This window comes from Streptomyces sp. NPDC043176, assembly GCF_056436715.1.
Window position 1 is genome coordinate 306,399 of the sequence record NZ_JBWKCA010000006.1, and the last position, 26,310, is coordinate 332,708.

The 26,310-nt window shown below is 74.0% G+C and carries 21 protein-coding genes; 12 read left to right on the forward strand and 9 right to left on the reverse strand.

Annotation, left to right across the window (positions count from 1 at the left end; all coding sequences use genetic code 11):
• The first annotated feature begins 30 nt into the window (after positions 1-30).
• Together AC067A_RS12790 and AC067A_RS12795 are read left to right on the forward strand one after the other, a co-directional pair.
• A complete protein-coding gene (locus tag AC067A_RS12790; protein ID WP_478618786.1) occupies positions 31-1,344 on the forward strand; it encodes an HTTM domain-containing protein in 1,314 nt (437 codons plus the stop codon).
• Positions 1,341-2,036 carry a TrmH family RNA methyltransferase gene (locus AC067A_RS12795; protein WP_478618445.1) on the forward strand — a complete coding sequence of 232 codons (696 nt, stop codon included), beginning with the start codon at positions 1,341-1,343 and terminating at the stop codon, positions 2,034-2,036. The genes AC067A_RS12790 and AC067A_RS12795 overlap by 4 nt, the downstream gene beginning before the upstream one ends.
• Positions 2,037-2,088: 52 nt before the next feature.
• Here the strand turns inward: AC067A_RS12795 and paaN are convergent, their stop codons facing one another.
• Positions 2,089-3,786 (reverse strand): phenylacetic acid degradation protein PaaN, encoded by a 1,698-nt coding sequence (gene paaN, locus AC067A_RS12800; protein WP_478618447.1) that lies wholly within the window; start codon positions 3,784-3,786, stop codon positions 2,089-2,091.
• 125 nt (positions 3,787-3,911) lie between these two features.
• Between paaN and AC067A_RS12805 the strand changes: the two genes are divergently transcribed.
• Both AC067A_RS12805 and AC067A_RS12810 read left to right on the forward strand, forming a co-directional pair.
• The gene (locus AC067A_RS12805) at positions 3,912-5,513 is read left to right on the forward strand and encodes a 3-hydroxyacyl-CoA dehydrogenase (protein WP_478618450.1); all 1,602 of its coding nucleotides are present in this window, start codon (positions 3,912-3,914) and stop codon (positions 5,511-5,513) included.
• Positions 5,510-6,103 carry a TetR/AcrR family transcriptional regulator gene (locus tag AC067A_RS12810; protein WP_478618453.1) on the forward strand — a complete coding sequence of 198 codons (594 nt, stop codon included), beginning with the start codon at positions 5,510-5,512 and terminating at the stop codon, positions 6,101-6,103. The genes AC067A_RS12805 and AC067A_RS12810 overlap by 4 nt, the downstream gene beginning before the upstream one ends.
• A gap of 198 nt (positions 6,104-6,301) precedes the next feature.
• On the opposite strand, the gene AC067A_RS12815 is transcribed toward AC067A_RS12810, so the two are convergent.
• Positions 6,302-6,826, reverse strand: coding sequence for an Lrp/AsnC family transcriptional regulator (locus AC067A_RS12815; protein WP_478618788.1), 525 nt, complete (start codon positions 6,824-6,826; stop codon positions 6,302-6,304).
• Between the two features lie 192 nt (positions 6,827-7,018).
• Between AC067A_RS12815 and pdhA the strand changes: the two genes are divergently transcribed.
• From pdhA to AC067A_RS12850, 7 genes are all read left to right on the forward strand, one after another.
• On the forward strand, positions 7,019-8,179 hold the full coding sequence (gene pdhA, locus AC067A_RS12820) for a pyruvate dehydrogenase (acetyl-transferring) E1 component subunit alpha (protein ID WP_478618456.1): 1,161 nt from the start codon (positions 7,019-7,021) through the stop codon (positions 8,177-8,179).
• The gene (locus tag AC067A_RS12825) at positions 8,179-9,216 is read left to right on the forward strand and encodes an alpha-ketoacid dehydrogenase subunit beta (protein WP_478618459.1); all 1,038 of its coding nucleotides are present in this window, start codon (positions 8,179-8,181) and stop codon (positions 9,214-9,216) included. Before pdhA ends, AC067A_RS12825 begins: the two co-directional genes overlap by 1 nt.
• Positions 9,216-10,613 carry a dihydrolipoamide acetyltransferase family protein gene (locus AC067A_RS12830; protein ID WP_478618462.1) on the forward strand — a complete coding sequence of 466 codons (1,398 nt, stop codon included), beginning with the start codon at positions 9,216-9,218 and terminating at the stop codon, positions 10,611-10,613. The genes AC067A_RS12825 and AC067A_RS12830 overlap by 1 nt, the downstream gene beginning before the upstream one ends.
• 73 nt (positions 10,614-10,686) lie before the next feature.
• A complete protein-coding gene (locus AC067A_RS12835; protein ID WP_478618465.1) occupies positions 10,687-11,541 on the forward strand; it encodes an NTP transferase domain-containing protein in 855 nt (284 codons plus the stop codon).
• Entirely contained in the window at positions 11,538-13,115 is a 1,578-nt protein-coding gene (locus AC067A_RS12840; RefSeq protein ID WP_478618468.1) for a molybdopterin molybdotransferase MoeA, read from the forward strand. Before AC067A_RS12835 ends, AC067A_RS12840 begins: the two co-directional genes overlap by 4 nt.
• 20 nt (positions 13,116-13,135) lie before the next feature.
• Positions 13,136-14,197 carry a potassium channel family protein gene (locus AC067A_RS12845; RefSeq protein WP_478618791.1) on the forward strand — a complete coding sequence of 354 codons (1,062 nt, stop codon included), beginning with the start codon at positions 13,136-13,138 and terminating at the stop codon, positions 14,195-14,197.
• 38 nt (positions 14,198-14,235) lie between these two features.
• A complete protein-coding gene (locus AC067A_RS12850) occupies positions 14,236-15,222 on the forward strand; it encodes an NAD(P)H-quinone oxidoreductase (RefSeq protein ID WP_478618471.1) in 987 nt (328 codons plus the stop codon).
• Positions 15,223-15,473: 251 nt separating this feature from the next.
• On the opposite strand, the gene AC067A_RS12855 is transcribed toward AC067A_RS12850, so the two are convergent.
• The 6 genes from AC067A_RS12855 to AC067A_RS12880 form a co-directional block, all read right to left on the reverse strand.
• On the reverse strand, positions 15,474-16,022 hold the full coding sequence (locus AC067A_RS12855; RefSeq protein ID WP_478618474.1) for a bacterial proteasome activator family protein: 549 nt from the start codon (positions 16,020-16,022) through the stop codon (positions 15,474-15,476).
• A 96-nt stretch (positions 16,023-16,118) separates the two neighbouring features.
• Positions 16,119-18,983, reverse strand: coding sequence for an FtsX-like permease family protein (locus AC067A_RS12860; RefSeq protein ID WP_478618476.1), 2,865 nt, complete (start codon positions 18,981-18,983; stop codon positions 16,119-16,121).
• On the reverse strand, positions 18,980-19,714 hold the full coding sequence (locus AC067A_RS12865; RefSeq protein WP_478618479.1) for an ABC transporter ATP-binding protein: 735 nt from the start codon (positions 19,712-19,714) through the stop codon (positions 18,980-18,982). The genes AC067A_RS12860 and AC067A_RS12865 overlap by 4 nt, the downstream gene beginning before the upstream one ends.
• Before the next feature lie 175 nt (positions 19,715-19,889).
• Positions 19,890-20,570 carry a PadR family transcriptional regulator gene (locus tag AC067A_RS12870; RefSeq protein ID WP_478618482.1) on the reverse strand — a complete coding sequence of 227 codons (681 nt, stop codon included), beginning with the start codon at positions 20,568-20,570 and terminating at the stop codon, positions 19,890-19,892.
• An 85-nt stretch (positions 20,571-20,655) separates the two neighbouring features.
• Positions 20,656-20,865 carry a hypothetical protein gene (locus tag AC067A_RS12875; RefSeq protein WP_478618484.1) on the reverse strand — a complete coding sequence of 70 codons (210 nt, stop codon included), beginning with the start codon at positions 20,863-20,865 and terminating at the stop codon, positions 20,656-20,658.
• Positions 20,866-21,671: 806 nt separating this feature from the next.
• A complete protein-coding gene (locus AC067A_RS12880) occupies positions 21,672-23,315 on the reverse strand; it encodes a protein kinase domain-containing protein (protein WP_478618486.1) in 1,644 nt (547 codons plus the stop codon).
• Positions 23,316-23,590: 275 nt separating this feature from the next.
• Between AC067A_RS12880 and AC067A_RS12885 the strand changes: the two genes are divergently transcribed.
• Complete coding sequence (locus AC067A_RS12885) at positions 23,591-25,195, forward strand: protein kinase domain-containing protein (RefSeq protein WP_478618490.1); 1,605 nt, start codon at positions 23,591-23,593, stop codon at positions 25,193-25,195.
• On the opposite strand, the gene AC067A_RS12890 is transcribed toward AC067A_RS12885, so the two are convergent.
• On the reverse strand, positions 25,192-26,259 hold the full coding sequence (locus AC067A_RS12890) for a phosphotransferase (RefSeq protein ID WP_478618794.1): 1,068 nt from the start codon (positions 26,257-26,259) through the stop codon (positions 25,192-25,194). The two genes, AC067A_RS12885 and AC067A_RS12890, sit on opposite strands and share 4 nt — an antisense overlap.
• Positions 26,260-26,310 lie beyond the last annotated feature (51 nt).

A 26,310-nucleotide genomic window follows, 5' to 3' on the forward strand; every position in this document is an offset into this window, starting at 1 on the left:
GGCGCTGCGGGGAACGAGCCGGCGGGCGTCATGGGCGCTGTGGGGAACGAGCCGGCGAGTGGGGCGACGAGCGAGTCGTCGAGCGCGCCGGCGGGGCGTCCCGCCGCCACGCGCGCGCGTACGCGGGAGCCCGTCGACCGGCGGCTCGCCCGTGCCGTCCAGGCCGTCACGGGCCGCTCCCTCGGGCCGTACCAGACCGCGATCGTGCGGATCGGCTTCTCGCTGACCTGGCTGCTCTACCTGGTGCGCGAGCTGCCGCACCGGCACGAGCTGTACGGCCCCGACGGCCCGTGGGCCTGGGGGATGGCCCGGCAGCTGCTCATCGACAACCACGCCTTCACCGCGCTCATCTGGTCGGACGGGCGGCTCTGGTTCGAGGTGGTCTACGGGCTCGCGTTGCTCTCCGCCGCGCTGCTCCTGGTGGGCTGGCGCACCCGGGCCGTGTCCGTGGTGTTCATGGCCGGGGTGCTCTCGCTGCAGAATCGCTCCGTCTTCGTGGGCGACGGCGGCGACAACGTCCTCCACCTCGTCGCGATCTACCTCGTCCTGACCCGCTGCGGCCGGGTCTGGTCCCTCGACGCCCGCCGGGCGGCCCGCGAGGCCCGCGCGGCCCGGGCCGGCGAGCCCGTGCGCCGCGACCTCGTCGGCCCGCTGCTGTGGACGGTGCTCGGCGGCTTCCTCCTCGCCGCCACCTGGTTCAGCGACGTCACCGGCGAGTGGTGGCTGCTGGTGCTGCTGTGGGTGCTGTGGCTCGGGAACGCACTCTGGTGGGTCGTGTGCCGGTACGCCCCCGGGGAGCCCCGCACCCTGCTCGACTCCCTCGCCCACCTCGCGCACAACGGCGTCCTCGCCGTGCTCATGGTCGAGGTCTGCCTGATCTACGCCACCGCCGGCTGGTACAAGATCCAGGGCTCGCGCTGGCAGGACGGCACCGCGCTGTTCTACCCGCTCCACCTCGACTACTTCTCGCCGTGGCCTGCCGTCTCCGAGCTCCTCGGCGCCAGCGGGATCATGGTGATGCTGCTGACCTACGGCACGGTGATCGTCCAGGTCGCGTTCCCGTTCACGCTCTTCAACCGCAAGGTCAAGAACGTCCTGCTGGTGGCGATGATGCTGGAGCACGCCGGCATCGCGGTGCTCCTCGGCCTGCCGGTCTTCTCGCTCGCGATGATCTCCGCCGACGCCGTCTTCCTGCCCACGGCCTTCCTGGTGGCGCTCGGCGCCCGGGTGGCACGGGCCGGGAACCGGCTGACGAAGCGGACGCCCGTGAAGGAGTCGCCCGGGCCGCTGCCCGAGCAGCGCCGTGCGGGTGAGGAGCACGGCCCCCGTACCCTCGTCGGGTGAGCACCACCGAAGAGAAGCCCGGAACCGAGCCGGCCGTGGGGGCCGAGTCCGCCGAGCCGGTCCAGTACGACGAGGGGTTCGGCCCCGAGATCGGCGTCGGCCCGCACCCGCGCCCGTGGCCCGAGGGCGAGCGGTACGACCCCGAGCTGCTCGCCGACGGCGACCGGCGCAACGTCGTGGACCGCTACCGGTACTGGACGCGGGAGGCGGTGGTCGCCGATCTCGACACCCGGCGCCACGACTTCCACGTGGCGGTGGAGAACTGGGGCCACGACTTCAACATCGGGTCGGTGGTGCGGACCGCCAACGCCTTCCTCGCGAAGGAGGTCCACATCGTGGGCCGGCGCCGCTGGAACCGGCGCGGGGCCATGGTCACCGACCGCTACCAGCACGTCCGGCACCACCCGGACACCGAGTCGCTGACCTCGTGGGCGGCGGCCGAGGGCCTGCCGGTCATCGGGATCGACAACCTGCCGGGCGCCGTCCCGCTGGAGCGGACCGTGCTGCCCCGCCGCTGCGTGCTGCTCTTCGGGCAGGAGGGGCCGGGCCTCACCGAGGAGGCCCGCGCGCACGTGGAGATGGTCTGCTCGATCGCCCAGTTCGGCTCGACCAGGTCGATCAACGCCGGGGCGGCCGCCGCCATCGCCATGCACGCCTGGGTGCAGCGGTACGCGGAGATCGAGACGCCCTGACCGCCGGTGCGGAGGCCCCGTGGGGCCCCCGCACCGGCGGAGGCGCCGGAGGTCAGGCCTGGCGGCGGACCTCCACCACCCGGAAGCGGTTGGAGACGAAGGCGCCGTCGCACAGCGCCGCGTTCGCCGCCGGGTTGCCGCCGGAGCCGTGGAAGTCCGAGAACGCGGCCGTCTGGTTCACGTACACCCCGCCCGTCAGGTTCAGCGACAGCTGCGCCGACTCCTCGAGGCAGACCTCCTCCACCGCCCGCTCGGTGTCCGCCGACGTCGTGTAGGCGCCGACGGTCATGGCGCCCTTCTCGCGGACCGTGCGGCGGAGCAGCTCCAGGGCGTCGGCGGTGGAGTCCACCGAGACGGCGAAGGAGACCGGGCCGAAGCACTCGGAGAAGTACGCGGCCTGCGCGTCGGGCTTGGAGCCGTCCAGCTTCACGATGACCGGGGTGCGGACGACGGCGTCCGGGTACTCCGGGTTGACCACCTCGCGGGAGGCGAGCGCCACCTCGCCGAGACCGGCGGCGGCCTCCAGGCGCGCCTTCACGTCCGGGTTGACCAGGGCGCCCAGCAGACCGTTCGCCCGGGCGTCGTCGCCCAGCAGGCCGCCGACCGCCGCCGCGAGGTCGGCCACGACCTCGTCGTACGACCTGGGGCCCTGGTCGGTGGTGATGCCGTCGCGGGGGATCAGCAGGTTCTGCGGGGTGGTGCACATCTGGCCGCTGTACAGGGACAGGGAGAAGGCCAGGTTGGAGAGCATCCCCTTGTAGTCGTCGGTGGAGTCGACCACGACCGTGTTGACGCCGGCCTTCTCGGTGTAGACCTGGGCCTGGCGGGCGTTCTCCTCCAGCCAGTCGCCGAACTCCGTCGAGCCGGTGTAGTCGATGATCCGGACCTCGGGGCGGACGGCCAGGGTCTTGGCGATGCCCTCGCCCGGGCGCTCGACGGCGAGCGCGACCAGGTTCGGGTCGAAGCCGGCCTCGGCGAGCACCTCGCGGGCGACCCGCACCGTGAGCGCGAGCGGCAGGACGGCGCGCGGGTGCGGCTTGACCAGGACCGGGTTGCCGGTGGCGAGCGAGGCGAACAGGCCCGGGTAGCCGTTCCACGTGGGGAAGGTGTTGCAGCCGATCATCAGGGCGATGCCGCGGCCGACCGGGGTGAACTCCTTGCTCAGCTCCAGGGGGTCGCGCTTGCCCTGGGGCTTGGACCAGCCGGCCGGGCCGGCGGGGGTGCGGGTCTGCTCCGCGTACGCGTACGCCACGGCCTCCAGGCCGCGGTCCTGGGCGTGCGGGCCGCCGGCCTGGAACGCCATCATGAACGCCTGGCCGCTGGTGTGCATGACGGCGTGGGCGAACTCGTGGGTGCGGGCGGAGATCCGGCCGAGGATCTCCAGGCAGACCAGGGCGCGGGTCTCGGGGCCGGCGTCCCGCCAGGCGGCCGTGCCCGCGCGCATCGCGGGGAGCAGCACGTCGATGTCGGCGTGCGGGTACTCGATGCCGAGGGACGGGCCGTACGGCGAGGTCTCGCCGCCGGTCCAGCCGTCCGTGCCGGGCTGGTCGAGCTCGAAGCGGGTGTTCAGCACGGCCTGGTGGGCGGCGAGGCCGGCCGCCGCGTCGAGGGAGCCGTCCGCGCCGTACGCCTTCGGGTGCTCGGGGTACGGCGACCAGTAGGCGCGGCTGCGAATGGTGTCGAGGGCCTGGTCGAGCGTGGACCGGTGCTTCTCGGCCAGACGGTCGGTGGTCAGCTGAGCGATGGCCATGGGATGGACCAACTCCTCGTCGAGCTGGGCAGGGAGACGCGTACGGAGTTAGAGTAACCGAACGATCGGTCGGGACAAGGGGGTCCGTCGATCCTGTGGAGAACCCATCGGGGAGGATCACCCCTATGAGCGCCAACGTGACCGTCAGGGGGAGCGACGACGTGACCGCCAGTGAGACCGCCGCAGTGGAGAACGCAGGGGCCGCAGGAGCCGTCGGGGCCGTGGCACGGGACCGCACCGTCGCCGTCGTCGGCACGGGCACCATGGGACAGGGGATCGCCCAGGTCGCGCTGGTCGCCGGCCATCCTGTGCGCCTCTACGACAGCGCACCCGGCAGGGCCGCGGAGGCCGTGGCCGCGCTCACCGCCCGCCTCGACCGGCTCGTCGAGAAGGGGCGCCTGGACGCGGGCGCGCGCGAGGCGGCCGTCGGACGGCTGCACGCGGCGGCGGAGCTCGACGAGCTCGCGGACGCGGCGCTCGTCGTCGAGGCGATCGTCGAGCGGCTCGACGTCAAGCAGCAGCTCTTCGCCGACCTGGAGAAGGTCGTCGGCGACGACGCGGTCCTCGCCACGAACACCTCCTCGCTGTCCGTCACCGCCATCGCGGGCGGTCTGCGGCTGCCCGGCCGGTTCGTCGGACTCCACTTCTTCAACCCCGCGCCGCTGCTCCCGCTCGTCGAGGTCGTCAGCGGCTTCGCCACCGACGCGGACGTCGCCACGCGCGCGTACGAGACGGTGAAGGGCTGGGGCAAGACCCCGGTGCGCTGCGCGGACACCCCCGGCTTCATCGTGAACCGGGTCGCCCGCCCCTTCTACGCCGAGGCGCTGCGGGTCTTCGAGGAGGGCGCGGCCGATCCGGCGACCATCGACGCGGCCCTGCGCGAGTGCGGCGGCTTCCGCATGGGCCCGTTCGAGCTGACCGACCTCATCGGCCAGGACGTGAACGAGGCCGTCACCCGCTCGGTCTGGGAGTCCTTCCACCAGGACCCCAAGTTCACCCCCTCGCTCGCCCAGCGCCGGCTCGTGGAGTCGGGCCGCCTGGGGCGCAAGTCGGGGCACGGCTGGTACGCGTACGCGGACGGCGCCGAGCGGCCCGAGCCGCACACGGCGCCGCCGGCCCCGGCACCGGCGAAGATCGTCGTCAGGGGAGACCTGGGCCCCGCCGAACCGCTGGTCGCGCTCATCGAGGAGGCCGGGATCGAGGTCCGGCGCAAGAAGGGCGACGGCGGGTACATCGAGCTGCCGGGCGGCGGCGAGCTCAACCTCGCGGACGGCGAGTCCTCCTACGAGTACCACGAGGAGGAGATCGTCTACTTCGACCTCGCGCTCGACTACGCGCGCGCGAGCCGGATCGTGCTCTCCACCAGGGAGGGGACGGCACCCGAGACCCTCGCCGAGGCCGTGGGGCTCTTCCAGGCCCTCGGCAAGCAGGTGTCCGTGATCGGCGACGTGGCCGGCATGATCGTCGCCCGCACGGTCGCGATGCTGATCGACGTCGCGGCCGACGCGGTCGGCCGCGGGGTCGCCACCGCCGAGGACGTCGACACGGCGATGCGGCTCGGGGTCAACTACCCGGTGGGCCCGCTGGAGTGGGCCGCCAAGGTGGGGTACCGGCGCACGGCGGGCCTCCTGCGCGGGCTGCACGAGCGGTACCCGACGGGACGGTACGCGCCGAGCGTCGCCCTCATGCGCCGGAGCTACGCCGAGGACGCGGAGGACTCCCGATGACCACTGCGAAGCGCGACACGTACACCCCCGAGACACTGCTCTCGGTCGCGGTGCGGGTCTTCAACGAGCGCGGCTACGACGGCACCTCCATGGAGCACCTGTCCAAGGCGGCGGGCATCTCCAAGTCGTCGATCTACCACCACGTGTCCGGCAAGGAGGAGCTGCTGCGGCGGGCGGTCAGCCGGGCGCTCGACGGCCTCTTCGCGATCCTCGAGGAGCCGGGCGCCACGCGCGGCCGCGCCGTGGAGCGGGTCGAGCACGTCACGCGCCGCACCGTCGAGGTGCTGATGGCGGAGCTGCCGTACGTGACGCTGCTGCTGCGGGTGCGGGGCAACACCGCGACCGAGCGGTGGGCGATGGAGCGGCGCCGTGAGTTCGACCACCGGGTGGCCGACCTGCTGAAGGCGGCCGCCGCCGAGGGCGACCTGCGGGCCGACGTCGACATCCGGCTCGCGACCCGGCTCCTCTTCGGCATGATCAACTCGCTGGTGGAGTGGTACCGGCCGCATCCCGACGCGGTGGCGGAGCGCGAGCAGCTCGCCGAGACCGTCGCACACCTGGCCTTCGACGGCCTGCGCACGAGCCGCTGAACCGTGGTGCGGGCCGCTGAGCGGCCGTACGGGCCGGTTTCGGGCGGTCGTCCGGCCTGCTGGGCCCCGTAGGGCCGCCGTGAGGTCCGCTGGGCCTGCCGTCCGGGCTGCTCGTACGGGCCTGGCCGCCGTAGCCGCTCTACGGGCCCGTTCGTCACCCGTACGGCCTAGTGAGGCGGCCGGGAGGGTTTCCCGGGCTCAGCGGGTCGGGTCCCGGTGGTCCGGGTCGAGGTCGGTCTCCTCGAAGACGAGGAGGGTCCGGGTGGAGAGGACCTCCGGGATGGACTGGAGCTTGGTGAGCACCAGCTCGCGCAGCGTCCGGTTGTCGGGGGTGTGGACGAGCAGCAGGACGTCGAAGTCGCCGCTGACCAGGGCGATGTGCGCGGCGCCGGGCAGCGCCTGGAGCTGTTCGCGCACGGTCCGCCAGGAGTTCTGGACGATCTTGAGCGTGATGTAGGCGGAGGCGCCGTGGCCCGCCCGCTCGTGGTTGACGCGGGCGCTGAAGCCGCGGATCACCCCGTCGTCGATGAGCCGGTTGATCCGCGCGTACGCGTTGGCCCGGGAGACGTGCACCCGCTCGGCCACGGAGCGGATCGAGGCGCGGCCGTCCGTCTGCAGGATGCGCAGGATGTCGCGGTCGATGGCGTCCAGAGGGCGTGCCGGGGCGCCTGGGATCAACGGTGCCGGCGCCGGTGCGACGACCCGTTCCCAGTCCTCGGCCATTTGTTCATCCGCCATGTGCCCCCGCCTCTCTCCGGTGGACGACCTGCTCCTATCCCAGGCTGTGGAGAACCGTTTGTCCACAGGCTGAAGGTGCCTGTAGCCAAAATGCCTCCACGACCGAACAATCGGTAGGTGAGGCGCGCCACACCCGCGCCACCCGCCTTCGGGTCTTATGCCCGCTCCCACGAGGAGGTGGACTCGTTGCAACAGCGCAGTTCGACAGTCCAAGAGCCGCCCGGTGCCGTCAACGCCTACCGGCCGACCCCGCCGCCGGCGTGGCAGCCGCGCACCGACCCCGCCCCGCTGCTGCCCGACACCGAGCCGCTGCGCGTGCTCGGCACGGACGCCGTGGCCGACGCCGACCCCGCGCTGCTGCTGCGGCTGTACGCGGAGCTGATCCGCGGCCGCCGGTACAACACGCAGGCCACCGCGCTCACCAAGCAGGGCCGGCTCGCCGTGTACCCGTCCACCACCGGCCAGGAGGCGTGCGAGATCGCCGCCGCCCTCGCCCTGGAGGAGCGGGACTGGCTCTTCCCCTCGTACCGCGACACCCTGGCGGCGGTCGCCCGCGGCCTCGACCCGGTGCAGGCGCTGACCCTGCTGCGCGGCGACTGGCACACCGGGTACGACCCGCACGAGCACCGCATCGCGCCGCTCTGCACCCCCCTCGCCACCCAGCTCCCGCACGCCGTGGGCCTCGCCCACGCCGCCCGCCTGAAGGGCGACGACGTCGTCGCGCTCGCCATGGTCGGCGACGGCGGCACCAGCGAGGGCGACTTCCACGAGGCGCTGAACTTCGCGGCCGTCTGGCAGGCCCCCGTGGTCTTCTTCGTCCAGAACAACGGGTTCGCGATCTCCGTGCCGCTCGCCAAGCAGACCGCCGCCCCCTCCCTCGCCCACAAGGCCGTGGGATACGGGATGCCGGGCCGCCTCGTCGACGGCAACGACGCGGTCGCCGTCCACCAGGTGCTCACCGAGGCCGTGGCCCGCGCGCGGCGCGGCGGCGGCCCCACCCTCGTCGAGGCCGTGACCTACCGGATCGACGCCCACACCAACGCCGACGACGCCACCCGCTACCGGGCCGCCGGCGAGGTCGAGACCTGGCGGGCGCACGACCCGATCCTGATTCTCGAACGGGAACTGACGGAGCGTGGCCTGCTCGACGAGGACGGCAGGCGCGCGGCGGCGGAGGCCGCCGAGACGATGGCGGCGGAGCTGCGCGAACGGATGAACGCCGACCCGGTGCTCGACCCGATGGAGCTCTTCTCCCACGTGTACGCCGAGCAGACGACGCAGCTGCGCGAACAGGCGGCGCAGCTGCGCGCCGAGCTCGAAGCCGAGGGTGAGGCGTGATGACGACCGCGACGACCGGCCCCGCGGCGGCCAAGGCCGCCGGGAAGGCGAAGCCGGCCACCATGGCGCAGGCGCTCCAGCGCGCCATGCGCGACGCGATGGCCGAGGACCCGACCGTCCACGTGATGGGCGAGGACGTCGGCACCCTCGGCGGTGTCTTCCGGGTCACCGACGGGCTCGCCAAGGAGTTCGGCGAGGACCGCTGTACGGACACGCCGCTGGCCGAGGCCGGCATCCTCGGCGCGGCCGTCGGGATGGCGATGTACGGCCTGCGGCCGGTCGTCGAGATGCAGTTCGACGCGTTCGCCTACCCGGCGTTCGAGCAGCTGATCTCCCACGTCGCGAAGATGCGGAACCGGACGCGCGGCGCCATGCCGATGCCGATCGTCATCCGTGTCCCGTACGGCGGCGGGATCGGCGGCGTCGAGCACCACAGCGACTCCTCCGAGGCCTACTACACGGCCACCCCGGGGCTCCACGTCGTCACCCCGGCGACCGTCGAGGACGCCTACGGGCTGCTGCGCGCGGCCATCGCCTCCGACGACCCGGTGGTCTTCCTGGAGCCCAAGCGGCTCTACTGGTCCAAGTCCGACTGGTCCCCCGAAGCGCCCGCGCCCGTCGAGCCCATCGGCAAGGCCGTCGTACGCCGCCGGGGCACCGGCGCCACCCTGATCACCTACGGCCCCTCGCTGCCGGTCTGCCTGGAGGCCGCCGAGGCCGCGCAGGCGGAGGGCTGGGACCTGGAGGTCCTCGACCTGCGCTCGCTCGTGCCGTTCGACGACGAGACCGTCTGCGCCTCGGTCCGGCGGACCGGCCGCGCGGTCGTGGTCCACGAGTCGTCCGGCTTCGGCGGACCCGGCGCGGAGATCGCCGCCCGGGTCACCGAGCGCTGCTTCCACCACCTGGAGGCACCGGTGCTGCGGGTCGCGGGCTTCGACATCCCCTATCCGCCGCCGATGCTGGAGCGGCACCACCTGCCCGGTGTGGACCGGGTCCTGGACGCGGTGGCGCGACTGCAGTGGGAGGCGGGGAGCTGATGGCCCAGGTGCTCGAGTTCAAGCTGCCGGACCTCGGTGAGGGACTCACCGAGGCCGAGATCGTGCGCTGGCTGGTCGCCGTCGGCGACGTCGTCGCCATCGACCAGCCGGTCGTCGAGGTCGAGACGGCCAAGGCCATGGTCGAGGTGCCCTGCCCGTACGGCGGTGTCGTGACCGCCCGGTACGGCGAGGAGGGCACCGAACTGCCCGTCGGGGCGCCGCTCCTGACCGTCGCCGTCGGCGGCACGGGCGCGCCGGAGGAGCTCGCGGAGGCGGCTCCGGAAGCCGCACCGACGGCGGGCCGGCCCGGCGCCGGGACCGCGGTCTCCTCGGAGCACTCGGGCAACGTGCTCGTCGGCTACGGCACCGCGGAGCCCGCCGCCCGGCGCCGCCGGGTGCGGCACACGAACCCGGCCGCCGCGCCGGCGCCCGCGGCCGCCCCGGCCGCCACTCCGGTCGTCGCTCCCGCGCCCGCCGTCACGCCCGCCCCGGCGGCCGTGCCCGCCGGGCACGCGGGTCCGGTGCCCGTCATCTCGCCGCTCGTGCGGAAGCTGGCCAGGGACCGGGGGATCGACCTGCGGGAGGTGCGCGGTTCGGGCCCCGAGGGGCTGATCCTGCGGGCCGACGTGGAGCGGGTCCTCGTGGAACTCGACCGGCCGGCCGCCGCCCAGGCGCCCGCCCCGGGCCCCGTCGCGGCCCCTGCCACGGCCGGTGAGCGGATTCCGCTGCGCGGGATCCGCGGTGCGGTGGCGGACAAGCTGTCCCGCAGCCGTACGGAGATCCCGGACGCGACCTGCTGGGTCGACGCCGACGCGACCGAGCTGATGGCGGCGCGGACCGCGATGAACGCGGCGGGCGGGCCGAAGATCTCGCTGCTCGCGCTCCTCGCCCGGATCTGCGTCCACGCCCTCGACCGGTTCCCCGAGCTCAACTCCACGGTGGACACCGCCGCCCGGGAGATCGTCCGGCTTCCCTCCGTGCACCTCGGCTTCGCCGCCCAGACCCCGCGCGGCCTGGTCGTCCCCGTGGTCAGGGACGCGGGGCAGCGGACGGCCGAGTCGCTCACGGCCGAGTTCGCCCGGCTGACGGAGGCCGCCCGGCAGTCCACGCTCACCCCGGCCGACCTGACCGGGGGCACGTTCACCCTGAACAACTACGGGGTGTTCGGGGTCGACGGCTCCACGCCGATCATCAACCACCCCGAGGCGGCCATGCTCGGTGTCGGCCGGATCATCCCCAAGCCCTGGGTGCACCAGGGCGAACTGGCCGTCCGTCAGGTGGTGCAGCTCTCGCTCACCTTCGACCACCGGGTCTGCGACGGCGGCACGGCGGGCGGCTTCCTGCGGTACGTCGCGGACTGCGTCGAGCAGCCCGCGGTCCTGCTCCGCACGGTCTGACGGGTCGTCCGGTCCGTCTCCCTCTGTGGGACGGGCCGGACGCCGGTGGCCCCTGTCGCCCCATACTGCTCGGGTGACCACCGCATACGACGCCGTCGTGCTCGCCGGGGGCGCCGCCCGGCGCCTCGGCGGCTCCGACAAGCCCGGGGTACGGGTGGGGGGCCGGACCCTCCTCGACCGGGTGCTCGCGGCCTGCCCCGCCGCGGGCCGGACCGTGGTCGTCGGCGACCCGCGCCCGACGGTCCGCCCGGTCCGCTGGACCAGGGAGGAGCCGCCCGGCGGCGGCCCGCTGGCCGCCCTCGACGCGGGGGTACGGCAGACGGAGGCCGATGTCCTCCTCGTCCTCTCCGCCGACCTCCCCTTCCTCGACCACGCCACCGTCCGGAGCCTGCTGGCCGCGCTCGACGACGCCCCCGAGGCCGAGGCCGCCCTCCTCACCGACGCCGAGGGACGGGACCAGCCGCTGGTCGCCGCGTACCGGTCGGGCCCGCTGCGCCGCGAACTCACCCGGCTCACCGACGAGCACCGCGGCCTCGCGCACCTGCCGCTGCGCGGGCTCACGCGGGCGCTCCGCACCGCGCGGGTCGCCGCGGAGTCCCAGGCCTCCTTCGACTGCGACACCTGGGAGGACATCGCCGCCGCCCGCGCCCGCATCAGGGAGCATGGGACCGTGCTGGACGAATGGATCACCGCAGTCAAGAACGAACTGGGCATCGAGCTGGACGTCGACACCGGCGTGCTGCTCGACCTGGCACGTGACGCCGCCCACGGCGTGGCGCGCCCCGCCGCACCCCTGACCACGTTCCTGGTCGGGTACGCGGCGGCGCTCGCGGGCCCCGAGGGCGGTCCCGAGGCGGTGGCCGAGGCCGCCCGCAAGGCCGCTGCCCTGGCCCAGAGTTGGGCCGCCGAGCAGGACGAGGCCGGATGAGTCCGAAGGAACCCCTCCCCGTCCCGGAGCAGCCCGCCGCCCCGGCTTCGGCGTACCCGGCGGCCCCGGGAGCCAGCGCCGCCTCCGCTCCCGGTGCCGCTTCCGGCGCCCGGCGGAAGGCGGGCGGGCCGCACCGGGCCACCGCCTGGCCGGAGGCGCGAGCCGCCGCCGTCCGCGCCGGTTCCGCCGCGCGGGCCGGCCGGGAGGCGTCGACCGTCCCGCTCGCGCAGGCGCTCGGGCGGGTGCTCGCCGAGCCGCTCGCGGCCCTCACCGACCTGCCCTCCTTCGACACCTCCGCCATGGACGGCTGGGCCGTCGTGGGTCCCGGCCCCTGGGCCGTACGCGAGGACGGGGCCGTCCTCGCCGGACACGCGCCCGTCGTCGTACCGGCCGAGGGCGAGGCCGTACGGATCGCCACCGGCGCCCGTGTCCCGCCGGGGACCACCGCCGTCCTCCGCACCGAACACTCCCGGACCGAACCGACCGGCCAGACCGGCCAGACCGACCCGACTGGCCCGACCGGCCCGACCGAGGCCGAACCGTCTGCGGTGACCTGGCCCGCCGAGCCGCCGAAGCCGGACGGGGGAGCCGTACCGACCGGCCCGGCCGAACCGTCCGCTGCGACCGCTGCGACCGGGCCCGCCGAGCCGCCGAAGCCGAGCGACACCGAGGTTTCCGCCGGCCGCCCCGGACCGGTGCCCGCCGCCGGACTCGTGCTGCACGCGCTGCGGGAGGTCGTGCCGGGGCAGGACATCCGGCCCCGGGGGCAGGAGTGCGGCGCCGGGGACGAGCTGCTTCCCGCGGGCGTCACCGTGACCCCGGCCGTACTGGGCCTCGCGGCGGCGGCCGGTTACGACGAGCTGCGCGTACGGCCCCGCCCCCGGGTGGAGATCCTGGTCCTCGGGGACGAGCTGCTCTCGACGGGCCTCCCCCGCGAAGGCCTCATCCGGGACGCGCTCGGCCCGATGCTCGGCCCCTGGCTGGAGGCGCTCGGCGCCGAGGTGCTCGGCACCCGTTGGATCGGCGACGACGCCGAGGCGCTGTACGCGGCCGTCACGGGATCCCCCGCCGACCTGGTCGTCACCACCGGCGGCACCGCGGCCGGGCCGGTGGACCACGTCCACCGCGTGCTGGACAAGGCGGGCGCGACCCTGCTGGTCGACGGGGTGAAGGTCCGGCCCGGTCATCCGATGCTGCTGGCGGCCCTCGGCGGCCCGCGGCACCTCGTCGGGCTCCCCGGCAACCCGCTCGCCGCCGTCTCCGGGCTGCTCACCCTCGCCGCGCCCCTGCTCGGCGCCCTGACCGGAAACGCCCTCTCCGAGGGCGCCTCCCCCGTCGAGGGCGACGTGCACGGGCACCCCCACGACACCCGGCTCATCCCGGTCGTCCGCCGTGGCGGACGGGCAGTCCCCCTCCGCTACAACGGACCGGCCATGCTCCGCGGCATCGCCGCCTCGGACGGCCTGGCCGTCGTCCCGCCCGGCGGTGCGCGGTCCGGCCAGCAGCTGACCGTCCTCGATCTTCCGTGGCCGGCGGCGGGGGCCGTTTTGGCCCAAGGAGCGTGTTTCACGTGAAACTTCCCAACCGTGACGTCATGGCCCGTCACGCCGACGAGAGGGTGTCGGGCCCGCGGGTCAGGCTGCCCCGCCGGGTCGTGGAGAACCCGCTCCGCCAGGTCGGCAAGCGCCTTCTGATGGCGCTCGGTGTGCTGTTGCTGACGGTCCTCATCGTCTACGTCGACCGCGAGGGCTACCACGACAACGCCAACGAGACGGTCGACCTCCTCGACTGCTTCTACTACGCGACCGTGACGCTCTCCACCACCGGGTACGGCGACATCGTCCCGTACAGCGACTCGGCACGGCTCGCGAACATCCTGCTCGTCACGCCCCTGCGCGTGCTCTTCCTGATCATCCTGGTCGGCACCACTCTCGAGGTCCTCACGGAGCGGACCCGGGAGGAGTTCCGGCTGAACCGCTGGAGGTCCACCTTGCGCGACCACACCGTCATCGTCGGCTTCGGGACGAAGGGGCGGTCCGCGATCCAGACCCTCTGCGCCACCGGACTCCGCAAGGAGCAGATCGTCATCGTCGACCCCTCCTCCAAGGTGATCGAGACGGCGAACACGGACGGGTTCGTCGGGGTCATCGGCGACGCGACCCGCAGTGACGTGCTGCTCCGTGCCGAGGTGCAGCGGGCCCGTCAGATCGTCATCGCCACCCAGCGCGACGACACGGCCGTCCTGGTCACCCTGACGGCCCGGCAACTGAACCGGGGCGCGAAGATCGTCGCCGCGGTCCGCGAGGAGGAGAACGCTCCGCTGCTCCGTCAGTCCGGTGCCGACGCGGTCATCACCAGCGCCAGCGCCGCCGGACGCCTGCTCGGCCTCTCCGTGCTCAGCCCCAGTGCCGGCACCGTGATGGAGGACCTGATCCAGCAGGGCTCCGGACTCGACCTCGTCGAACGCCCGGTCACCAAGAGCGAGGCCGGCAAGAGCGTCCGGGAGACCGGGGACCTGGTCGTGAGCGTCCTCCGGGGCCACCGGCTGCTCGGGTACGACGACCCCGCGGCCAGCCCGCTCCAGCTCACCGACCGGGTGATCACCATCATGCGCGCCGCACCGGTGACGCCGCTCTCCACCCCGCCGCAGGACTGAGCACCGGCCAGGCGGGCGGCGGGAGTAGCCTCGCCGCCATGCATGCGATCACGATTCCCGAACCCGGTGGTCCCGAGGCCCTCGTCTGGGCCGAGGTTCCCGACCCCGTCCCCGGTGAGGGCGAGGTCCTCGTCGAGGTGGTGGCGAGCGCGGTCAACCGCGCGGACCTGCTCCAGCGCCAGGGCTTCTACGACCCGCCGCCGGGCACCTCCCCCTACCCCGGCCTCGAGTGCTCGGGCCGGATCGCGGCCCTCGGCCCCGGGGTGTCGGGCTGGTCGGTCGGCGACGAGGTCTGCGCCCTGCTCGCCGGCGGCGGCTACGCCGAGAAGGTCGTGGTCCCGGCCGGTCAGCTCCTTCCCGTGCCGGAGGGCGTCGACCTGGCCACCGCCGCCGCGCTCCCCGAGGTCGCGTGCACGGTCTGGTCCAACATCTTCATGATCGCGCACCTGCGGCCGGGCGAGACGCTGCTCGTGCACGGCGGGGCGAGCGGCATCGGCACGATGGCGATCCAGCTGGCGAAGGCGGTCGGGGCGCGGGTCGCGGTCACGGCCGGCGGTCCGGAGAAGCTGAAGCGCTGCGCCGAGCTGGGCGCGGACATCCTCATCGACTACCGCGAGCAGGACTTCGTCGAGGAGCTGGCCAAGGCGACGGACGGCACGGGCGCGGACGTCATCCTGGACATCGTCGGCGCCAAGTACCTGGAGCGGAACGTGAAGGCGCTGGCCGTCAACGGACGGCTGGTGGTCATCGGCCTCCAGGGCGGTGTGAAGGGCGAGCTGAACCTCGGGGCGCTGCTCGCCAAGCGCGCGGCCGTCATGGCGACCACGCTGCGCTCGCGACCCGCGGAGGAGAAGGCGGCGATCGTCGCCGCCGTCCGGGAGCACGTCTGGCCCCTGATCGGCGGGGGCACGGTCCGGCCGGTCGTCGACCGCACGGTGCCGATGCCGGAGGCCGCCGACGGTCACCGCGCGCTGGAGTCGGGCGGCCACGTCGGCAAGGTCCTGCTGCTCGCCCCCCAGGCCTGACACCCGCACCGGACGGGGCCCGCCCCCCAGGCCTGACGCCCGCACCGGACGGGGCCCGCCCCCCCCAGGCCTGACGCCCGCACCGGACGGGCCCGCCGGCGGGCATGACGGCCGCACGGGGCGAAGACGCCCCCGGGCCAGATGCCCGCGGCCGGACCGCCCGCACGCGGGCCCGACGGCCGTACCGGGCGAGGACGGCCGAGGGCCCGGCACACGAGGTGTGCCGGGCCCTCGGCCGTATGGACGGGGAGCTACAGGTACGGTCCCGAGCGCACGGCGTGGCCGGGGCCGCGGTCGTCGTCGTCATCGTCGTGGGACGCGCCCGGCGGGAGGGCGCGCCGCATCTGCTCCAGCTGGGCGCGGGCCGCCATCTGCTGGGCGAACAGCGCCGTCTGGATGCCGTGGAAGAGGCCTTCGAGCCAGCCCACCAGCTGGGCCTGCGCGATGCGCAGCTCCGCCTCGGAGGGGATCGTCTCGTCGGTGAACGGCAGGGAGAGCCGCTCCAGTTCCTCGACCAGTTCGGGCGCGAGCCCGTCCTCCAGCTCCTTCACGGAGCTGGCGTGGATGTCCTTGAGCCTGACCCGGCTGGCCTCGTCGAGAGGTGCCGCGCGTACTTCCTCCAGGAGCTGTTTGATCATGCTGCCGATCCGCATGACCTTCGCAGGCTGCTCGACCATTTCCGTCACCGGGACCTCGCGGGGTTCGTCGTCGCCCTGAGTGCCGCCGAGCGCCATCCCGTCCTGTCCCACGATGAGGACCTGGGGGCTCTCCTGCGACCTGTCATTCCTCGGCATCTCCATGCCGCCATTCTCTCGTACACACGCGTCACACCAAGGTGTGCCCCTGTACGAGGGTGATCCACCCTCGTACAGGGGCACGGGACGAGAACGGGCCCGTCAGGTCGCCGCGCGTCGGGCCAGGGCGCCGCGCGAGCGGGTCACGAGGGCGGCGAGCAGGGCGGCGCCCAGCGGGACGGCGACGAGCAGGCCGCCCAGCGTCTCCCAGGGGATGACGATCGGCAGGTCGGGCGGGGCGATGTCGCCGCTCCAGCCCTGGGCGAGGTTCTCCTCGTAGTACCGGATCTGGTTGCGCTCCTCGGTGAGCCTGAGGCCCACCGCGGGCAGCAGTCCGGCGGCGGAGCCGAGGACCACGCCCATCGCGGCGACCACTCCGCACTGGAACCCGCTGAGCGTGCGGCGGACCCGGGGCGGGGCGCCCACGGCGGCGAGCGTCTTCAGGTCGGCCTCGGCGTCGGCCTGGGCGAGGCCGGTGGCGATGCCGGCGGCGCCGATGGTGACCAGGCCGGCGAAGATGGCCAGCGACAGCAGGATGAGGTCGTCCTGGCTGACGAAACCCTCCTCCAGGTGCAGCTCGATGGTGCTGCCGAGTTTGGCGAGCTCGCTGTCGAGCTTCTGGCGCTGCTCGCTGTCGGGGAACCGGTCGGTGCTGACGTACATGCCCGCCGGGACCGTGGCCAGACCGGCGGCCTTGGCGGTGGCCGGGGTCATGAGGGCCTGGAGGCCGTACGACGCCTTGTCGCCGGGCACCAGGTAGGCCGGCAGGGAGCCGACCTTGCCGGGGACCGGCAGGTTCTGCTCGGAGGCCCTGTCCGCCGCGGCGACATCGGTGATCTGCTTGATCCGGACGGTGCCGTCCTCGCCGACGAGGGCGCGGTTGAAGGTGACGACCTTGCCGTCGGCGAGGGCCTTCACGGTCGCCGGGTCGTCGACGCCCAGGATGTGGAGGAGCTTGGCGTCACCGACGAGCAGTCCGCCGTCGGAGACGTACATCCCGCTGCTCGGGGACTCCATGCAGCGCCAGTCGTCGGTGAGCATCTTCCGCCGCTGCTCGGGCGTGTACTTCTCCGAGGCGTCGCCGCCGTCCGGCAGCGCCGCGTACATCGGGCACTCGTTGGCCGGCGGGATGACGACCTCGTAGCGGCCGCAGCCCGCGCCCGGGGCGTACTGCCGGCAGTTGGGGTTGCCGACCGAGACGCGCTCGACATCGGCGCGGACGTCGACGGGGAAGGAGCGCTGGACCGCCTCGCGGACGGCGGGGACGTCCCGGCCGCCTTCCTCGGGGACGAAGACGGAGGCGACGCCGTACGGCAGCAGGGGGGTGTACTCGGCCCTGTCCTGGGCCTCGCTGCTGGCCATGTACGTGGAGACGGCGACCGTGCCCGCGACGGCGGCGAGGACGGCGGCGACGGCGGGAGCCGTACGGCCGCGGTTGCGGACGGCGTCCCGCAGCGCGAGGCGCGGGGAGAGCGGCAGCCAGCGGCCGGTCCGCCCGAACAGACCCACCAGGGCGGGGGTCATGGCGACGACGCCCAGCTCGGCGATGGCGGAGCCGCCCGCCACGATGATGAACTGCCGGCTCACGATCGAGCCGAAGAGGGCGATCGCGCCGCCGAGCAGGAGGGCCGCGAGGCCGACGAGGGGCAGGACGCGGCTGCTGCGACGGATTCCACGCCGGCCGGTGAGCGAGGCGAGGACGGTCTGCCGGGAGGCGGTGACGGCCGGGACGATCGCGGCGAGCAGCCCGGTCAGGACCGCCAGCAGCGCGATGCCGAGCAGTTCGAGCGGCCGGACGTCGAAGGCCCCGAACCGCTGGCCCATGGTCTCCTCCAGGACCGGCTGGAGCACCAGGGTCAGGATCACGGCGAGGACGGTTCCGGTGACGGCGGCGGCGACGCCGATGACCAGACCGCCGCTCAGCACGATGGCCCGGATGTGGCTGCGGGCACCGCCGTTGGCCCCCACCAGCCCCAGCTGGCGGCGCGAGCGGCGGGCGCCGACGGCGAACGCGGGCCCGGCGAGGAGGCAGATCTCCAGCATGGCCAGGCCGACGACGGTGCCGAGGGCGGCGAGTTCGGCGGCGACGGCCGCCGTGCTGGACTCGTACGTGCCCCAGCCGTCCTTCTGGTAGAGCGGGACCTCGGAGTCGGCGGGCGGGTCGAGCAGTACGGCCCGCGAGACGACGGCGACGCCCTTGGTGTTGATCTGCTGCACGGTGTTCCACGTGAAACCACCGGGCTTGCGCACCAGGTACGAGACGGAGACGTCGGGCGCGGGCAGACCGGCCTTCTCGACGGCCTTCCCGTACGGCGCGAAGAACGCCCCCGGCAGCGCGTTGATCTGGTCGGCCTCGAGCGAGTCGGGAAGTTCGTAGGAGCCGACGATCCGGTACGGGCGATCGAAGTTGCGGGCGGAAAGGGTCGAGCCGACCGACAGACCGCTCGTCTCCAGGAAGTGCGAGGTGGCCATGACCTCGTCGCCCTTCTCCGGGTAGCGCCCTTCGAGGAGCACCATGATCCCGCGGGCGATCGGATCGGACGCCCTGAGCTCGCGCACGTCCGTCATGAGCAGGCCGTGGACGGTCGTCAGCTTGGCCGAACCGGATCCGTCGGTGAGGACGGTGGAGCCCGCCGGGACGGCCTTGGCGACGTCGGTCGGGCCGCTCGGCCAGGGGCCGTTCCCGGGATCCTCGGCCGGCGTGTGCATCTCGCCGGCCGGGTCCTGGAAGATCGGGACCCCGCCCACGAGGGCGTCGCGCAGGCGCGCGTCGGCCGTGCCGATCGACCGTTCCGTCCGCTCGGCGGGGGAGAGTTCGGAGCTGCGGTAGGTCAGGTCCAGGGCGCTGACGCCCAGGATGGGAAGGGCGATCATCGCGAGGACGAGGGCGCTGCGGCCCTTGGAGCGCCAGGCGTCGCGCCGGGCGATGCGGATGGCTGCCCGCCAGGAGTGGAACCAGGTCTTCACGCCTCGGCCACCCGGCCCGTCAGGAGCGAATCGGCCTCGCTGCGCACGGTCTGGTCGACGATGGCGCCGTCCCGGAGGAACACGACGCGGTCGGCCCAGGCCGCGAACCGCGGCTCGTGGGTGACGAGGACACCGGCGGCGCCGGCGTCGCAGCGCGAGCGGAGCAGGGCGAGCACGGACTCCCCCGTCTCGGAGTCGAGGGCGCCGGTCGGCTCGTCGGCGAGGACGAGCCGGCGGTCGCCGACGAGGGCGCGGGCGATGGCCACCCGCTGCTGCTGGCCGCCCGACATCTCGTCGGGGAAGCGGTCGGCGAGGTGGCCGAGCCCCATCTCCTCCAGCGCGGCCACGGCCTCGGCGCGGGCCTTGCGGGCGGAGGTCCCGTCCAGCTCGCGGGGCAGGGCCACGTTCTCGGCGGCGGTCAGGGCCGGTATGAGGTTGTAGTCCTGGAAGACGTAACCGATGCTGCGGCGGCGCAGGGCGGCGAGCTCCTTGACGCTCGCGACGGTGATGTCGGTGTCCTCGACGATCACCCGGCCCGAGCTGGGGGTGTCGAGACCGCCCGCGATGGTGAGCAGGGTGGACTTCCCGGAGCCGGACGGCCCCATCACGGCGACGAGTTCGCCCGGGTACACGGCGAGGTCGATCCCGCGCAGTGCGTGCACCTCGGTGGCACCCGAGCCGTGGACACGGGTCAGGTTCTGCAGTTGCAGCACGGGCTGCTGTGTGGACATCGAGGGGTCCCCCCTTGGGACGTACCCGGCGGACCGCGGGGTACGGGACGTGCGGTGGACGGTGGTGCGTCACGGCGAAGTGCGATGAGTGCCGTGGCGGTGGTGCGTCACGGCGGGGTGCGGTGCGTGCCGTGGGCGGTGGTGCGTCAGCGGTACGGGCGGGGCGTGCGTGAGGTCAACGCGTCCCGGACGTACCGGTGGTCGAGGCGCCGGGCGCCCCCGGGGCGGCGGAGACGGCGGGTGCCCCGGGGACGGCGGCCGAGGTGCCGGGGACGGCGGGCGCCGCCGGGCCGGTCGAGGCCTCCGATGCCGTGGCGGACAGGCGGATCAGCCGGGACTCGCAGTGGTCGAGCCAGCGGGCCTCGGCCTCGGTCTGGAAGATCAGCTGCTCCAGGACGAGCAGCCAGGCGATGTCGTCGCGCTCCCGGGCGCCGCCGCGCTCGACGGCCGTGAGTGCCTGGGCCTTGAGCCGGGTGTAGTCCTGCATCGCCTGGACGGTGTGCCGGCGCTGGGACTGGATGACGTCGCGGATGTCGACGGAGGGCGCTCCGACGGCCATGGCGAGCTTGATGGCCAGCTCGTCACGGGCCGGGCTGGTGCGGTCCACCGGCTTCTCGAACCAGGTCCTGAGCTCGGTGCGGCCGTCCTCGGTGATCGCGTAGAGCGCGTGCCCGGCCGCGTCCTCGCCGCTCTGGGCGACCATGCCGTCGCGCTCCAGGCGGCTGAGGGTCGTGTAGACCTGGCCGACGTTGAGCGGCCAGGTGGCACCGGTGCGGGACTCGAACTCCGTACGGAGCTGGGAGCCGTAGCGAGGGCCGCGTTCGAGGAGGGCGAGGAGCCCGTGGCGGATCGACATACTCAGTATGTATACCGGGTATGCCGTCGCGGACAACCGTCCTGAGAGGGAAGCGGCCGGTCCCCCTCAAGGGGGACCCCGGCGCTCAGCGGCGGCGCATCCGCAGACCGAGGAAGCCGATCCCGAGCCCCATCAGAGCCAGCCCCGCGCCCAGGGTGAGCACGGGAATCCGCTGGTCGACGAGGGTGGACGGGGTGTCGGTGGCCAGCCGGGAGCCCGCGGCGGGCAGGGTGGCCGGAGCGGCCTCGGGCACCGCCGTGTCCTCCTCCGGTACCTCCTCGACCTCCTCCTCCACGGCCTCCTCCTCATCCGGCTCTGTAGCCGTTTCGGTACGAGAGGGGTCCGGCGACGGAGCCGTGTCGCTCTCCGGCGCGCTCTCGGAGCGGCCCGGCCGCTGCCGCCCCTCACCGGCGGGCCGGCCCGCCAGGGAGGCGGAGCCGGTGGGCGCCGGGGCGTCACTGGGCCCGGCGCTCGGCCCGGTCGGGGAACCCGAAGCCGTACCGGCACCGGTGCCCGTGGGGGCCGGTGCCGGGGACACGGGCGTGCCGGACCCTCCGGTACGGCCCGGCGTGGCGGTGGCGGTGGCGGTGCCGGGACCCGTCGTCGAAGGGGTCGCGGAGGGCGCCGTGGAAGAGGGGGAGACGGACGGCGCCGACGGGGTGGTGCCGGAGGGCGCCGGCGTCGGGGCGGTCGTGCCCACTGACGCGTGCGGTGGGTCCGCCGGGTGGACGAGGGGTGCGGCGTACAGGGTGCACGCACCGACGAACGCGCAGGTGAGCGCGGGGCGGAGAGCCCGCGCCCGGGTCCTGCGGAGTGCTGGAGTCACCGGGTGACCCCCTCCCGTGCAGAGCCGCCGAGGTAGTCGACTCAGCGTCACATGGCAGGGCGCTTCCGGCATCCGGGCGCAGGCAGCGGGCGTACGGCGGCGGCTCGCCCACGTGTCCGCCCCCGGCGGGTGGGCGTGTGACGGTGGCTCGCGCACGTGTCCGCCCCCCCCCCCGCGGGTGGGCGTACGGCGGCGGCTCACGTCACGGCCGCACCCCGCGGGTGGGCGCACGGCGGCGGCTCACGTCACCGCCGCACCCCGTCGGTGCCGGGCGGTTACTGCGGCGGGTTGCCCGTCGAGACCTGGAGGGTGAACTCGGCGTCCTTGTCGGTGATGTCCTGACCGGCCGGCGGGTACTGCTCGAGGACCGTGCCCTCGCCGTAGGTGGACTCGTCCACCGGGGTCTGGGTCATGATCTTCCAGCCGGCGGCCTGGACGCAGGCCTTCACCGACTGGATGTTCTTGTAGGTGAAGTTGGGGACCTCGAACTTGGCGGGGTCGTCGCTCGACTCCGAGGGCTGCGTGCACTTCTTCGTGTCGATGGTCTTGGTCAGGTCCGGACCCTTGTGGCCGGGCGCCGCCGTCTGGCTCTGCTGGGAGTCGGTCCCACCGGTGCCGCCGGCCTGCGGGTCCTTGTCCTCGTCGAGGTTGAGCGCGACGAGGAGGCCGCCGACCGCGAGCAGGGCGACCGCGATCGCGCCCACGAGCACCGGGGTGTTCCGCCGGGAGCCGCCGCCGGACGCGACGGGCGCGGGCGTGGGCGCGTACGGCGCGGGCGCCGGAGTGTGCGCGTACGGCGCGGGCGTCGGCGCGGCGGCGTACGGCGCCGGCGTCGGGGCCTGCTGCGGGTAGCCGTACGCGGGGCCGGGCGCCGGGGTGGTGGGGCCGTACGGGCCGGGCTGCGGCGTCGGCTGGTACGGCTGGTGCACGCCGTGCGGAGTGGGCGGCGGGGTCTGGCCGACCGGCGGGAAGACCGCCGAGCCGACGCCCGCGCCGCTGCTGACCGGACCGCCCTGGACGATCATCGGGGCACTGGTTTGGCCGGCCGCGAGCACCCGCAGGCACTCGTCGCGCATCGCCGCCGCGCTCGGGAACCGCTCGTTCGGGTTCTTCCGCAGCGCGCGGGCGACGAGCGCGTCCATCGCCGGCGTCACCGCGCGGTTGACGGAGGACGGGGCGACCGGCTCCTCCTGCACGTGCGCGTACGCGATGGCGAGGGGGGAGTCGGCGTCGAAGGGCAGGCGGCCCGTCAGCAGCTGGAAGAGCATGATGCCGACCGAATAAAGGTCGGAGCGGGCGTCCACCGCGCGCCCGAGGGCCTGCTCGGGGGAGAGGTACTGGGGGGTGCCGACGACCATGCCGGTCTGCGTCATCGAGGTGACCCCGGACTGCATGGCCCGCGCGATGCCGAAGTCCATGACCTTGACCACGCCGCGCTTGGTCGTCATGACGTTGCCCGGCTTGATGTCGCGGTGGACCAGGCCCATCTCGTGGCTGACCTCCAGGGCGGCCAGCACGTCGGCCGTCACCTTGAGCGCCTTGTCGGCGGGCATCGCGCCGTACTGCTGGATGTCCGCGGCGAGGACCGAGCCGAGCGGCTGGCCCTCCACGTACTCCATGACGATGTACGGCATGACGGCGCCGTCGAGGGTGTCCTCGCCGGTGTCGAAGACCGAGACGATGTTCGTGTGCGACAGCTTCGCGACGGCCTGCGCCTCCCGGCGGAACCGCTCGCGGAACGACTGCTCCCGGCCGAGTTCGGTGTGCAGCGTCTTGATGGCGACCTGGCGGTCGAGCGCGCTGTCGTAGGCCAGGTACACGGACGCCATGCCGCCCTCGCCGAGAAGATCGCGCAGCTGGTACCGGCCGCCCGCGACCGAACCGCCCGCATAGCGGCCCTGTGCGCCGTCCTGGCTCATCTGTGCTTCCCCCTACGCGCGCGTGGCGGCGTTGATCCGGATTTTCTCGGCCAAGTCTGCCCGAGGGCAGTGACACGTCAAGCCGGGTGCCCGTTCCGTGACCCTCCGCACAGGAACCCTCCCCGAAGCGTTTCCGCGGCGGCCGGACGGTGTCACCGAATTTGCACAGGTGTACGGGGACGGGGTTGGATGGCCGGTCCATCTCGGACCGTGATGTCGTACGGAGCCTGTAGCGTGACGACTGGACACGGCACGACAGACGACGGCGAGGACTGATGGCACCCGAATCCGGAGCAGATGGCGGTGTGCCGGACGCGGCAGCGGAGTCCTGGGGCGTCGGCGGGGTCGTCGGCGACGGTCGCTACCGGCTGACGCACCGTCTGGGCCGCGGCGGCATGGCGGAGGTCTTCGCCGCCGAGGACGTACGGCTCGGCCGCACGGTCGCGGTGAAGCTGCTGCGCGCCGACCTGGCCGAGGACCCGGTCTCCAAGGCCCGCTTCACGCGCGAGGCCCAGTCGGTCGCCGGTCTCAACCACCACGCCATCGTGGCCGTGTACGACTCCGGCGAGGACCTGGTGTCCGGCCGGCCCGTGCCGTACATCGTGATGGAGCTGGTCGAGGGCCGCACCATCCGCGACCTGCTGCTCAGCGCCGAGGCGCCCGGGCCCGAGCAGGCCCTCATCATCGTCTCCGGCGTGCTGGAGGCGCTGGCCTACTCGCACCAGCACGGCATCGTGCACCGCGACATCAAGCCGGCGAACGTCATCATCACGCACACCGGCGCGGTGAAGGTCATGGACTTCGGCATCGCCCGTGCCCTGCACGGCGCGCAGTCGACGATGACCCAGACCGGCATGGTCATGGGCACCCCCCAGTACCTCTCCCCCGAGCAGGCCCTCGGCAAGGCCGTCGACCACCGCTCCGACCTGTACGCGACGGGCTGCCTGCTCTACGAACTCCTCGCGCTGCGGCCCCCCTTCACCGGCGAGACGCCGCTCTCCGTGGTGTACCAGCACGTGCAGGACGCGCCGGTCCCGCCGTCCGAGGTCACCGCGGGGGTGCCGCCGGAGCTCGACGGCCTGGTGATGCGCTCCCTCGCGAAGGACCCGGACGACCGGTTCCAGAGCGCCGAGGAGATGCGCGGGCTCATCCAGTACGGCCTCCAGATGCTCCAGCAGCACGGCGGCCACACCGGCATCTGGAACACCGGACCGGTCGACATGCACGACGGCGGGCGCACCCCCGCCGGAGGCATGGCCGCGACCGCCGCCATGGGCCACCCCGTGCACGGGGAGACCTCGCAGGGTCCGATACTCCCCCCGATGAACCCCGACGACGGCGGGTACGGCGGCTACGACGGCGGCACGGGCGGCACCGGCGGCTACGGCCAGGACGGGTCGTACGGCGGCAACGGCGGCAACGGCGGCCGCGGCAAGCTGTGGCTGTTCGTCGCGCTCGCCCTGATCGCGGTCCTCGCCGGTGTCGTCTACGCGATCGACAAGGCGGCCGACAAGAGCGGCGACGTGAAGACGCCGACGACCGTCAGCAACTCGCCGTCCACGGCCTCCGAGGAGCCCACGCCGTCGGAGGAGCCCACCGAGGAGCAGACGCAGGACTCGGGCACCTCGGACGGCGGCGCGACCCAGGAGCCCTGGAACCCGCCGACGACGCACACGCCGACCGAGCCCACGGGCACGCCGACGACCGCGCCGCCGACCGAGCCGTCGACGCAGCCGCCGACCGAGCCCACGGGCACGCCGACCGGCACCAGCGAGCAGCCGAGCGACCCCGCCACGGACCCGGGAACCGACCCCACCGACGACTCGGGCGGCGGCGACGGCAACCCGGGCAACCCGCCGACGACCGCGGCGACCCGCTAGCAGGCGAACGCGTCGCGTACCGCCTCGTACTCACGGGTCCACCAGACCGCCAGGGCCGACACCGCCGGAAACTGCGGGTCGGCCCTTCGGTCGTGCAGCTGGTAGCGCCAGCGCAGCGTCCAGAAGTCGTTGAGCCGCTCCCACCACACCCGGTGCGCCGCCGCCGCGAGCTCGCCGCCGCAGGCACCCGCCGCCCGCCGGTACGCGCGCGCGTACGCCCGCACCTTCTCCAGGGCCAGCTCGCCGCCGGGCCGTACGAAGAAGATGGCGGCGGCCCTGACCGCCTCCTCGGCCCTGGGGCGGACCCCGAGCCGGTCCCAGTCGACGATCGCGGCGGGTTCGGCGCCCCGGTAGAGCAGGTTCAGCGGGTGGAAGTCGCCGTGCACCCAGCCGGCGGCGACGGCCGGCGGGGGACGGTGGTGGGCGTGCTGGGCGAGCAGTCGGCGGCGTTCCCTGAGCCGGTGCTCGGCGAGCGCGTCGAAGCTGTCGCGGGGGCGGTGCGCGCGGGCGAGGCGGATCAGTTCGTCGATGGCCAGGAAGGTGTCCTGGAGGTCGGCGCTGGCGCGGTCGTCGTCGGCGTCGGGCGGGCCGTGCGGGCCGGAGGGCTCCATGACCCGGTCGAGGGCGGTGTGGACCTGTCCGAGCAGGGTGCCGAGGCGGCGGGAGCAGCCGGCGGTGAGCTGCGTGCCGTCGCGGTGGCGGCCGTCGATCCAGGGGTGCAGGGCGTAGCAGTGGCCGTCGACGACGGCGACCGTGCGGCCCGTGGCGTCGGCGAGCGGTGGGGCGACGGGCAGGCCGAGGGCGTGCAGCCGCTGGGTGGCGCGGTGCTGCCGGACGATGGTGGCGCGGTCGGCGGTGGGCGCGTCCAGGTGCTGTTTCAGGAAGTACGTGCCGCGCGTGGTGGTGAGGCGGAAGCCGCGGTTGAGCAGGCCCTCGGTGACGGGTACGCAGGCGAGGGGCTCTCCGGCGTGCCGGTGGCGGCGCAGCAGGGCGCGGACGGGCGGGGCGCCCGAAGGGCGCGCGTGCCGTCCGGCGGGCGGGGCGCCGACGGCCGAGGGGGCCAGGGGGCAGGTACCGGCCGAGGCGTCGGGCGGCGCGGCGGGGGGTTCAGATGA

Coding starts and splice junctions, on each gene's coding strand:
- AC067A_RS12790 (WP_478618786.1), top strand. CDS start 31: ATGGGCGCTGTGGGGAACGAGCCGGCGAGTGGGGCGACGAGCGAGTCG.
- paaN (WP_478618447.1), bottom strand. CDS start 3,786: ATGGCCATCGCTCAGCTGACCACCGACCGTCTGGCCGAGAAGCACCGG.
- AC067A_RS12805 (WP_478618450.1), top strand. CDS start 3,912: ATGAGCGCCAACGTGACCGTCAGGGGGAGCGACGACGTGACCGCCAGT.
- AC067A_RS12810 (WP_478618453.1), top strand. CDS start 5,510: ATGACCACTGCGAAGCGCGACACGTACACCCCCGAGACACTGCTCTCG.
- AC067A_RS12815 (WP_478618788.1), bottom strand. CDS start 6,826: ATGGCCGAGGACTGGGAACGGGTCGTCGCACCGGCGCCGGCACCGTTG.
- AC067A_RS12825 (WP_478618459.1), top strand. CDS start 8,179: ATGACGACCGCGACGACCGGCCCCGCGGCGGCCAAGGCCGCCGGGAAG.
- AC067A_RS12830 (WP_478618462.1), top strand. CDS start 9,216: ATGGCCCAGGTGCTCGAGTTCAAGCTGCCGGACCTCGGTGAGGGACTC.
- AC067A_RS12840 (WP_478618468.1), top strand. CDS start 11,538: ATGAGTCCGAAGGAACCCCTCCCCGTCCCGGAGCAGCCCGCCGCCCCG.
- AC067A_RS12845 (WP_478618791.1), top strand. CDS start 13,136: ATGGCCCGTCACGCCGACGAGAGGGTGTCGGGCCCGCGGGTCAGGCTG.
- AC067A_RS12850 (WP_478618471.1), top strand. CDS start 14,236: ATGCATGCGATCACGATTCCCGAACCCGGTGGTCCCGAGGCCCTCGTC.
- AC067A_RS12855 (WP_478618474.1), bottom strand. CDS start 16,022: ATGGAGATGCCGAGGAATGACAGGTCGCAGGAGAGCCCCCAGGTCCTC.
- AC067A_RS12865 (WP_478618479.1), bottom strand. CDS start 19,714: ATGTCCACACAGCAGCCCGTGCTGCAACTGCAGAACCTGACCCGTGTC.
- AC067A_RS12870 (WP_478618482.1), bottom strand. CDS start 20,570: ATGTCGATCCGCCACGGGCTCCTCGCCCTCCTCGAACGCGGCCCTCGC.
- AC067A_RS12880 (WP_478618486.1), bottom strand. CDS start 23,315: ATGAGCCAGGACGGCGCACAGGGCCGCTATGCGGGCGGTTCGGTCGCG.
- AC067A_RS12885 (WP_478618490.1), top strand. CDS start 23,591: ATGGCACCCGAATCCGGAGCAGATGGCGGTGTGCCGGACGCGGCAGCG.